The sequence below is a fragment of the Pseudomonas sp. 05N433 genome (assembly GCF_056396925.1).
In genome coordinates this window covers 1-9,100 of sequence record NZ_JBFTML010000098.1, presented here as the reverse complement: position 1 = coordinate 9,100, position 9,100 = coordinate 1, and the positions used below count along the sequence as shown (strand labels likewise).

Annotated in this window: 13 protein-coding genes and 1 pseudogene; 5 read left to right on the top strand and 9 right to left on the bottom strand. The window is 56.4% G+C overall.

Annotated elements, in window-relative coordinates; all coding sequences use genetic code 11:
- Positions 1-505: 505 nt before the first annotated feature.
- Positions 506-838, bottom strand: a complete 333-nt coding sequence (locus AC1DIS_RS29345) for a hypothetical protein (protein ID WP_305445857.1) — start codon at positions 836-838, stop codon at positions 506-508.
- A 330-nt stretch (positions 839-1,168) separates the two neighbouring features.
- A complete protein-coding gene (locus AC1DIS_RS29340) occupies positions 1,169-1,687 on the bottom strand; it encodes a hypothetical protein (protein WP_477748774.1) in 519 nt (172 codons plus the stop codon).
- 388 nt (positions 1,688-2,075) lie between these two features.
- Here AC1DIS_RS29340 and AC1DIS_RS29335 point away from each other — a divergent pair.
- Positions 2,076-2,174: pseudogene (locus tag AC1DIS_RS29335) on the top strand (Tn3 family transposase); the annotation flags it as partial.
- 145 nt (positions 2,175-2,319) lie between these two features.
- Here AC1DIS_RS29335 and AC1DIS_RS29330 read toward each other — a convergent pair.
- The 7 genes from AC1DIS_RS29330 to AC1DIS_RS29300 form a co-directional block, all read right to left on the bottom strand.
- A complete protein-coding gene (locus AC1DIS_RS29330) occupies positions 2,320-3,387 on the bottom strand; it encodes a tyrosine-type recombinase/integrase (protein ID WP_477748775.1) in 1,068 nt (355 codons plus the stop codon).
- A 2-nt stretch (positions 3,388-3,389) separates the two neighbouring features.
- Positions 3,390-3,626 carry a DUF4224 domain-containing protein gene (locus AC1DIS_RS29325; protein WP_477748776.1) on the bottom strand — a complete coding sequence of 79 codons (237 nt, stop codon included), beginning with the start codon at positions 3,624-3,626 and terminating at the stop codon, positions 3,390-3,392.
- A complete protein-coding gene (locus tag AC1DIS_RS29320) occupies positions 3,613-3,969 on the bottom strand; it encodes a pyocin activator PrtN family protein (RefSeq protein WP_477748777.1) in 357 nt (118 codons plus the stop codon). Before AC1DIS_RS29320 ends, AC1DIS_RS29325 begins: the two co-directional genes overlap by 14 nt.
- Entirely contained in the window at positions 3,962-4,141 is a 180-nt protein-coding gene (locus tag AC1DIS_RS29315) for a hypothetical protein (RefSeq protein ID WP_433782856.1), read from the bottom strand. Before AC1DIS_RS29315 ends, AC1DIS_RS29320 begins: the two co-directional genes overlap by 8 nt.
- Positions 4,128-4,409: a phage antirepressor KilAC domain-containing protein gene (locus AC1DIS_RS29310; RefSeq protein WP_477748778.1), complete on the bottom strand. Its 282-nt coding sequence runs from the start codon at positions 4,407-4,409 to the stop codon at positions 4,128-4,130. Before AC1DIS_RS29310 ends, AC1DIS_RS29315 begins: the two co-directional genes overlap by 14 nt.
- A gap of 10 nt (positions 4,410-4,419) precedes the next feature.
- Positions 4,420-5,010 carry a hypothetical protein gene (locus AC1DIS_RS29305; RefSeq protein WP_477748779.1) on the bottom strand — a complete coding sequence of 197 codons (591 nt, stop codon included), beginning with the start codon at positions 5,008-5,010 and terminating at the stop codon, positions 4,420-4,422.
- A 272-nt stretch (positions 5,011-5,282) separates the two neighbouring features.
- Entirely contained in the window at positions 5,283-6,005 is a 723-nt protein-coding gene (locus tag AC1DIS_RS29300) for a LexA family protein (protein ID WP_086946418.1), read from the bottom strand.
- Positions 6,006-6,081: 76 nt separating this feature from the next.
- Between AC1DIS_RS29300 and AC1DIS_RS29295 the strand changes: the two genes are divergently transcribed.
- The 4 genes from AC1DIS_RS29295 to AC1DIS_RS29280 all read left to right on the top strand — a co-directional run.
- Positions 6,082-6,339, top strand: a complete 258-nt coding sequence (locus tag AC1DIS_RS29295) for a hypothetical protein (RefSeq protein ID WP_477748780.1) — start codon at positions 6,082-6,084, stop codon at positions 6,337-6,339.
- A gap of 320 nt (positions 6,340-6,659) precedes the next feature.
- Positions 6,660-7,178, top strand: coding sequence for a phage regulatory CII family protein (locus tag AC1DIS_RS29290; RefSeq protein ID WP_262117356.1), 519 nt, complete (start codon positions 6,660-6,662; stop codon positions 7,176-7,178).
- Positions 7,171-7,398, top strand: a complete 228-nt coding sequence (locus AC1DIS_RS29285; protein WP_477748781.1) for a TraR/DksA family transcriptional regulator — start codon at positions 7,171-7,173, stop codon at positions 7,396-7,398. Before AC1DIS_RS29290 ends, AC1DIS_RS29285 begins: the two co-directional genes overlap by 8 nt.
- Positions 7,388-9,100 (top strand): VapE domain-containing protein (locus AC1DIS_RS29280; protein ID WP_477781271.1); only part of this gene is annotated, 1,713 nt, incomplete at its 3' end. The genes AC1DIS_RS29285 and AC1DIS_RS29280, both read left to right, overlap by 11 nt.

Here is a 9,100-nt window from a genome sequence, read left to right as displayed (position 1 = left end):
ACGTGTTCCAGGTCGCGACCGGTGCGACTCGAAGCATTGACCGTGCGATCGCTCAGCCAACGAACGTCAATGGCTCAAGACGATCAGGTTATGAGCGTTTTTACACACTCTGGACCCATACCGGCCGGTCGTAGTCGGCAGACTTTTACCCAGCGAACAGTTAAGGATTTATGTCCCTTTGATTCGATCCCGCCGCCGATGCTGTCCGAGTGCGAAGCCGAGTCAAGGTAAGAGAACGAGACTGCGTATAACGATAGCGTTATGGTGGATCCAGCCTAGATAAGATTCAGGTCATTATGACAGAGTAATCGGTTTACTCATGTGCATAACACTCTGCTCCAGGTGCGGTCCTGCCAGAGCGGAGAAGCTGCGGAACGCGATGGTTAGGTATTGTCGCGCGCACAATTTTGAAAAAAAAGAATTAGTAGCAGTAACGGCAAAGACTGCGATACACCAAGCAAGCGGACGGGCAACGCCGAGCGACAAACGGGATCTGAGGCTCTATTCACTTTTTAGGCTTGCATGTGATGTTGCCGGTGGAGCCTGAGCACTCAAGCTGCACGCTATCTCCTTTTTCTTTGTAGTTGCGAAGAGTAATCCCCACAGTTGGCGCCTCTTCGCGTGGAGCGACTGTGGAGTATGGAGCGCTAGAGGCAGTGCTAGCGTTCTGCGTGGCCTTCTCATTCGCACTCGGCAGGAGAAGGACGATGAGCACAAAGGCAGCGGCGCCGCCGAGAGCGGTCAGAACTTTATTTCGAGCTCCCTCCACGACCGAGAAAACAATATACGTGACGAAGGGCACTAGACAGATCAAAAAAAGATTTACGATCACAATCATCAAAACTTCCTTTTAGCGTAATTATGTGAGTGTAAGACGGTATCCCTGCAGATGGGATAGAACCCATTCAGTATATTGTGTCATGTGGCGACATTCGTGCCTGGCGGCAAAGAACCTGCCACGCCTGGCTGACTACTGCTGTTGACGCCAACGCCAAATTGACCCACGTGCTGGCGCAAGACTAACCCACCTCCATACCGGTACAAATCCAGTAAAGGTAATGGTTCGCGAGAAATCAGACCGGGTCAGTGATATCTCGGCAACTGGGTCAATTCGACGTCGGCTCCAACAGTCCAGCGCGAAGCGATATACCCCCAGGAACCTGGTGTGCTACAGAGTGAACCAATTAATTGCAGTTGCCGTTTCTGAGCCTGATTTATTCGCGCATTCTTTGTTCCAAAGCGTAGTAAAGCCATCCATATCATCAGTCTTAAATCTTTTGCCATCTGTAGAAAGGACAGCATGGCCCCGATCTACACCGCCGAAGCCATTCTTTGCTCGGTAGTTATAGCAAACCGCTCCGCTGCCATCGATAACTAAAGCTGACTCCAGCTTAAAACTATCCGGATCACGCATCGCCTTCTTCAATAGAACAGCGCCAGCAGCGGCTCGTTGGGTGGCTGCATCTTCTTTTTTCTTTACAGCAAGTTCTTCTGGCGTCATCGACCTTGGAGCAGGATTCTCATGGCTTGCGCCTATAAAGATGCTGGCAAGCATCGGCAAGCCGATGAGGATAGCGAATAGCCATGTGACAAAACTTGTTTTGCGCTGCTTGAAACCACAGTGAGGGCATACCTCAGCCGTCTGACTCTTGTCCTTGCCGCACTCTTTACACTTGATGATTGCCATTGCTGAACTCCCTTGCACTTAATTAGGCGACATACGGTGTCAAGTTCATCGGTTGCACCATGTTTCCCTCGGCCCGTCTTGATCTGGTCGCGTCAAGGCGCAGCAGGGGTGAAGATATGCCCGTCTGCGAATTCAGCGTAGCAGGGGCGCCGCCTATGCCCCGGAAGCCGGCCAACCGGCAGTTTTTGGATAGGCCCTTCCGGGGATCGGCGGATGCACGCTCCTGCGCATCTGAGCCAGCGTGGGTAGGTGCTTCTCGTTCGAAACCCGATTGTAGTTGTCGATGAGGGGACTCGAGATCCAGGGGGAATATTCGAGGAGGATCAGACCCAGCGGCTGCTACAGGTAGGGCTTAAGTGCACTTTCTGTTCCGTTGCTCCCCAAACCCCTCAACCTGGTAACAGCTGCTATCGTACTGTGGAACACTGTCTACCTGGATCGGGCCACCCAAGGGCTGGCTGATGCCGGAAAGCCGGTGAATACCGAACGATTTCGCCAATCTGTTGCGTCGACCGGTTGAATCCACAGCCGAAAGTTGTCCTTCTCGAATGTCCGCCTCCGGCCGAGAGCCGTACTTCGAGAAAGAGCGGCGGTTAAGAAAACTCGTGTACGAATTCAATCGATCGTCGGGTTCATCGGGTAGGTTTCACGATCTCACCGACGCGTCGGTAAACCGTTTCTGTTATGCGCTTATCTGTATGCCCAAGCAGTCTGCTGGCATGCCCAAGATCGTCAATCTCGCTAGCTGCCTTAGGCCGGATATCCCTGAACTGGAACTGTCGGATGTTCGAAGCGAGTTGCGCATCTTCGTCCTCTAGAGCTTTCGCGATGGCAATATTTCGCGCATCGTCAAACCGTAGGCGAAGCATTGGTGCGGTCACGCGGCGACCGTCCTCCGTGACGATCAAGTATGGGTTTCGGACTGCGCGCGCCTTCCGTTGTGCGAGCAGCTTTTCTATCAGCTCACCCAAGCCGTTAATGATCTCGCCGGCATCGAGACGAATGCGGAGCTTTTTCGAAGTCTTGCCCTGGGCAACCTGCAGAAAGCTTTCGGTTACATCCGTAGCGCGCATGGACAGAACATCAGCAGGGCGTTGGCCAGTAAGATAAGCCAGGTCCATGGCATCTTTGAGTTCTGGTACCGCGGCGCCGTAGACGGCATTCCAGATCGTAGCATCAGCGTAAAAGTCACGTGGCGTCTCTTTGTTTTTGCGCACCCCAGAGGCTGGGTTTTCCTTGTCGGTGATACCCCATTCCCTGGCGATGTTATAGATGTGCGAGAGCAGTGAGATTTCGCGGTTCGCCCGAACCTTGCCTGTCCGCTTGTCGCGGTACTGGGCTATCACCTGCGGTGTCACAGCATTGATAGGTGCGTCATTGAATGCTTTTCTGAGTTGTGTAAGCGAAAGCAAGTTGTCCTTCTGGGTTCTAGGCTTTTTCCCTGGAATGATCTCGGCCTCATATCGGTCAAAAACTTTTCCAAGCAGGGTGTTCTTTTGCGGAGTTGGCTTGCAATCAAGTTTCGCCCATTCCGCCTTGGCGATATCTAGGTCGCTACCAAGAGGAATTTCCTTCCTCTTCCCCTGGTCATCCCTTCCGTCGTAGTAGTACCCGACCCACACTGATCCACTTTTCATTGACCTGGTCCGCCTGATCATTCGAGGTGGCAGATCCCGATTTGCTGCCTTTCTTGGTCGCATTTTTACCCCACACGTGAAAGATCAAGCGACCAGGCTTCAGCCGCAATATTTTCAGATGAAGGCTTTACACCGGACAGTTTCAATCGGGCGTATACACGGCCGACAACGGGACGTCTTGAACCCGTAAGTACATATTTCCAGCCATTTCGATTGAGCCAGTCCAGTTGCAATGAAGGTCGTTGATATCCGGTGATTGCGACCAACTCGTCCTCGGCAAGAGTTTCGCTATGGATTTCCATCTTTTTCCCTTTCTAAATTTGCTTCTGCTTGTTTGGGTTCGTCCTGTTGGCGTTGCATGCTCTCGTCGGCTTTGTAGGCGCGGATGTCGATGAGTGAGGCGACGTGTCGGATGTGCGCGTACTTGAGCGCCTTGCGGCTGGTGTCCAGCGTGGTGATGGGCAGCTGGATCCTGCCGCTGTTGATCTCCGTCACGAACGACTGCTCGTTGAGGTTTCGGAAGTACTGTTCGCGTACCTTTTCCAGCGGAATCAGGACGTCGCCGAAGATGCGATAAAGCAGTTCGACGGTGGCCGATTCGGGCGCCGGGTGCAGGCGAAGCGGGTTTTGTGCTGTGTTACTCATGGCCTTGTTGAGCCTCCTTGCGTTGTTTTCGTGCCGGGTGGTTCCACGCGTTCAGGCAGTGGCGTCGGGTCAGCTCGCGCAGATGTTCGGGCACTTCGAGGAGCGCGGCGTTGCGCTCCTCGCGTGTGCGCATGGCGATGATCTGGCGGGCGTATTCTCTAGGCCACGTCACGGCGGTCTGCCGAGATGGCAGGAAGATCGATGCCCAACTGGTCAGCCAGCCAACGGATGCCGGATTGTCTGACCCGGGTCGACTGGCTGTACTGCAGGCCGTACTTCTCGTCATACCAAGGGCTGTCCTTGACCCGCAGATACTCTTTGTCGCGTTTGGGTTCGGCAGGCAAATTCCCCTTGAGCAAGCCTTTTGCTCGCATGAGGTCGATCAGTTTGGGGCGGGTCAGGCCGAGTTGTGCTGCTGCTTGCGCGAGGGTACGTTCCATGGCGTCCTCCTCATGCCGCGTGCGCGGCAGGGGTTGCCGTTGCAGCGAGGTGGTTGATGGACTCGGTGACCTTGCCGTAGATCTCGACATCGGTTCCACACGCGGTGAAGCACCGTGTGCGTGGACTCTTTTTGCCGATGCTGAGGATGGCGGTGATGCAGGCGATTGTGTGCGGGCGATGCACAACGACATGCAAAGGAACATCGAAGCCCATGTCGAGGCTCAGCACGCCGCCGGTGCGCACCAGCTCGAGCACGCGTTGTTTGTCCTGGACTTCAAAGTGACCGTATTGGCGATCTGCGTGCGGCCGATGCACCACGTCACCGGTGTTGCTCGGGTCGATTGGCCCGTTAGCAATCTCTTCGATGAAGTCGGCCAGCTTGAGGTGCATTTTCTTGTCGTTCTGCAGGGTCAGTGTGTGGCGTTCACTGCCCAGCTCGACGATAAAAGTGCTCTCCACCGTGCCGCGTTCAGCCTTGAGGCGGAATGCCAGGCACTCCCGCTTAGGCGCTGTCCGAAGGACGTGATTGAAGGTCTCGGTCAAGTTGACCTGGGCGTTGAGCAACTGCAGGGTGCGGTTGTCGATCTTGTACTTGATCATGCCGCATGCCCTCCGCCGTTCGGATCGAGAGGAGAGGGCTGGCAAGTTTTGGCAACTAGCCTGGGCTTGCTGTTATGGATTACGACCAGGCAGCCTGTAGCGAGCTGCAGCTGTTCGATCAGTTTGCGATTGCTGACGCATGCCGGATGGACATGCAGGGTTGCGGTGGTGCGCATAGGTATTGCCTCGCTCTGTGGTAAAGAGTGAGGCAAATATCAACCAGTGGTTAAATTAAGTCAACAACTGGCGGATGAAAAAGTAGCGTGTCGCATTCACTCTGGAGTGAATGCCCCCACAATTTTTCCGCAAATTTGCATTTCGTCTGTCATTTCAATGATGGGATATTGGGGATTGATAGGCTTCAAGTAATGCTTTCCAGCATCCTTCACAAACACCTTGAACGTAGCTTCATTGCTACTCGGTAGCGACGCAATCACTCGATCACCATTGTTCACAGCGAGATCCGGATCGACAAAAATTATGCAGCCCTCGGGGTAGCTACGGCCCGGGCCAGTATTTGTCATTGAGTCTCCTACCACGCGAAGCGCATATCCGGATCTGCTGATATTTACGGGGCAGGGCACCCACTGTTCTGCATGGAGAAGCTCGACGGTAGGAGCTATTTCGCACCATGCGCCGGCTTGAACCCATGAAATCAGCGGTACTTTGTTCATGCTTGAGGTTACGGCAATAACGTTCTCGTCATGCACTGCTTGTTGATTGCCTGCTTCATGGGGAAAGACTGGCATGACTCCATGCTCCAGCCATTCTCTCCGCACACCTAGCCAGGCGGATAAGGCGGTCAAACTATCAATTTCAGGAATAGCCGCACCATTGAGCCATTTACTAACGGCTTGGGGGGTCTTAACGACTCCCTTGGAGGTGAGCTGTTTAATGATGTCAGCCCCTCGGCCACGCTGGCGAATGCCATTAGCGTCGAGTGCGGCATGAAGCCGCTCGGCGAACATGTATCTTTCGGATTCTTTATCAATCATAGGTTGATAGTCACATAATGATTGCTAATCTGTCAGTTGAACATTATTATCAACCGACAGTTGAAAGGAGGCAGTCATGCTAGACCCACAAAGTTTCCCTAATGCTATTGCCTTCGCTTTTGAGGCGGTTGGCGGTATCAGTGCCGCAGCACGTGTGTGTGGACGGAGTTACCAAGCTCTCAATAAGTGGAGGCTAGCAGCATCGTTACCGCGCACCGATTACACAGGTGAAACTGAGTACGCGAAGTTGCTTGCTGCAGCTGCGCAGGAAAAAGGCAATCCATTCGACGCCTGCTGGTTACTTGGAAAATCCGCTCCCCAGAAGGCTGCATAGAAAAAAGGCGACCCAAGGGCCGCCCAGTTCCTCCCGATAGCATCACCACAATGCTGTTGGGCCGCGATGTCAGTAGGTGCGCACACCACATGCCGCCGACTTTCATCGCGTTTCCAAGGCTCGGAAGCCTTGGGGTTGCTGCCGTTCTTACCACAGAGCTGGCAGCTGTTGCGCCAGGGGTGAACAACGGATTGTTCGCCCCGGCACGGTGCCGGTGTTGGTCTTACGAACCTCGCCGGCGTTTGGGCCTCTCCAGACCACGCGGCAAATGTATCACCAAYYTCTGTCGCGCGGCACTGGCAATTTTTAGGATTAATGCCATGAGCCGTATCGCTCTCAGTTCTCTGGAACGGGCGCAGCGGGAAATCCTGCCGCTCGATTTAGCGCTGTACCACGCCGCTCGCGATTACCCGGGCGGTGCTGCGGCCATTGCCGCCACCACGGGTCGCAACCCGACCACCCTGCAGCACAAGCTGTCGCCAACCCACCCGAGCCACTCCATCAACATTCAGGAGTTCGGCGAGATCCTTGAACTGACCAAAGATCGCCGCATTCTCGATGCGGTGCATGCGCTGGTCGGTGACACGATCTGGCAAGAGCTGGCCGAGACCTACACCAACGACATGCCCGAAACCCTCACCACGGGTATCGCCGAATACTTCCGGCAGGTGGCGGATCTGGCCGAGACCTGGGCTAAGAGCATCGGCGACGGCGTCGTCACCGATCAGGAACTGGCAGCGATTCGCCTGCAGGTATTCCGTGGCATTCAAGGGCTGCTGGGTTTGTTCAACCGCGCCACCTACGTCAACCAGACGACGCGGGGTGCCGACCGTGGCTGATATCGCTGATTTTGCCAACGATCTGGTGCAGGAACGCATCGATCAGGCCATGGCCGCGCGCAGCGCTGCCAAGGCAGAAAACGCTGCCCATTCCTTGCTGTTCTGCGAAGCCTGTGACGATCCGATTCCGGAAGCTCGTCGCTTGGCCCAACCGGGTTGCTCGCAGTGCATCAGCTGCCAATCCCTCTCTGAGATTCGGGGGATTCGTCATGCTCGATGAGGTATTGGGGCAATTCGCCGATTACGGATTGGAGCCGGCGCAGCCGCTGGTGTTTGGCAAGCTGACCCGTTGCAAGACGTCGCAGGACAAGGGTAAGGAAAAGAACGGCTGGTACGTCGTTCACGAGCAGCGCACGGAGAAGGGCGACACGCTGATCTTCGGCGCCTTTGGTGACTGGCGTTCGGGCGAGACGCAGAAGATCAAGGTCAAGGCCGGCCGGATGTCGCCGGAAGAGCGTGAAGTGATGCGCGCCCGCCAGGAAGAAGCCAAGCGCCGCGCCGCCGAAATCGCGAACAACGCTGCGCGGCGGGCCGCGAAAAGGGCGCAGGGTTTGTTCGAGCGCATGCCGACCACCGGGCGCAGCGACTACCTGGACCGCAAACAGATTGTCGGTATCAAAGTGCGTTACGCGCCGCGTACCGGCGCCGTGCTGGTCCCGATGAACAATGCCCGTGATCAAATCATGGGCCTGCAGGTGATCTTCCCGAACAAGCAGGAAGACACCGGCCGCGACAAATCCTACTGGCCTTACGGCATGGCGAAGGAGGGCACCTTCCACCTACTCGGTCCGCATCCGGTACCGGGTGAGCCGGTGCTGGTCTGTGAGGGCTACGCCACCGGCGCCAGCCTGCACATGGCGACGTCGCTTGCCGTGGCCGTGGCCTTCGATGCGGGCAACCTGCTCGCCGTGTGCAAGGTTATGCGCGAACGCTTTGCCGGCTGCCCACTGATCATCTGCCGTGATGACGACTGGAAGACCATCAAGCCCAACGGCGAAGTGTGGAACCCGGGTGAGGAGAAGGCGAGCAATGCTGCGTTGATCGTCGGTGCCCAGGTGGTCGCACCGATCTTCTCGGTCGAGCGTCACGAGAAGTGGACCGACTTCAACGACCTGCACGTCGCCGAAGGTTTGGAGGCGGTACGCCGTCAGGTGCTCGCCGTGGTCCGTCCGCCGGCGGCCGGTGGCTGGAAAGATCAGCTCGCCCGCAGCGAGAGCGGCGCGCTGATCGCGCACATGCAGAACGTCGAATTGATCCTGGCTCACGACGAACGCTGGGCCGGGGTGATCAGCTACAGCGCCTTCAGCTCGAAGATCGTCAAGTTGCGTGCCGCACCCTATGGCGGCGGCACCGGTGAGTGGGCCGACATCGATGACGTGCGCGTGATGAAGTGGCTCGCGCAGCAGTACAACCTGCGCGTGAAGTCCTCGCACGTGATCGAGGCCGTGAGTGTGGTCGCCCACGACCATGCCTTTCACCCGGTGCGTGAGTACCTGAAAAAGCTGGAGTGGGACCGTGTGCCACGCCTCGAAGCCTGGCTCACTGACGTGATGGGTGTACCGGCCTGCGACTACACCGCCAAGGTAGGCAAACGCTGGATGATCTCCGCCGTGGCGCGGGTGATGAAGCCTGGCTGCAAAGCCGACTCGGTGATGATCCTCGAAGGCGCGCAGGGCGCCGGTAAGTCGACCGCCATGAGCGTGCTCGGTGGTGAGTGGTTCATGGACACACCGTTTGCCCTCGGCGACAAGGATGGCTTTCAGGCGATCCGCGGTAAATGGATCGTTGAGCTCGGTGAGCTGGACAGCTTCAACAAGGCCGAGAGCACTAAGGCCAAGCAGTTCTTTTCCGCCTCGACCGACACCTATCGCGAGAGCTACGGCCGCAGAACCATGGACGTGCCACGTCAGTGTGTGTTCGTC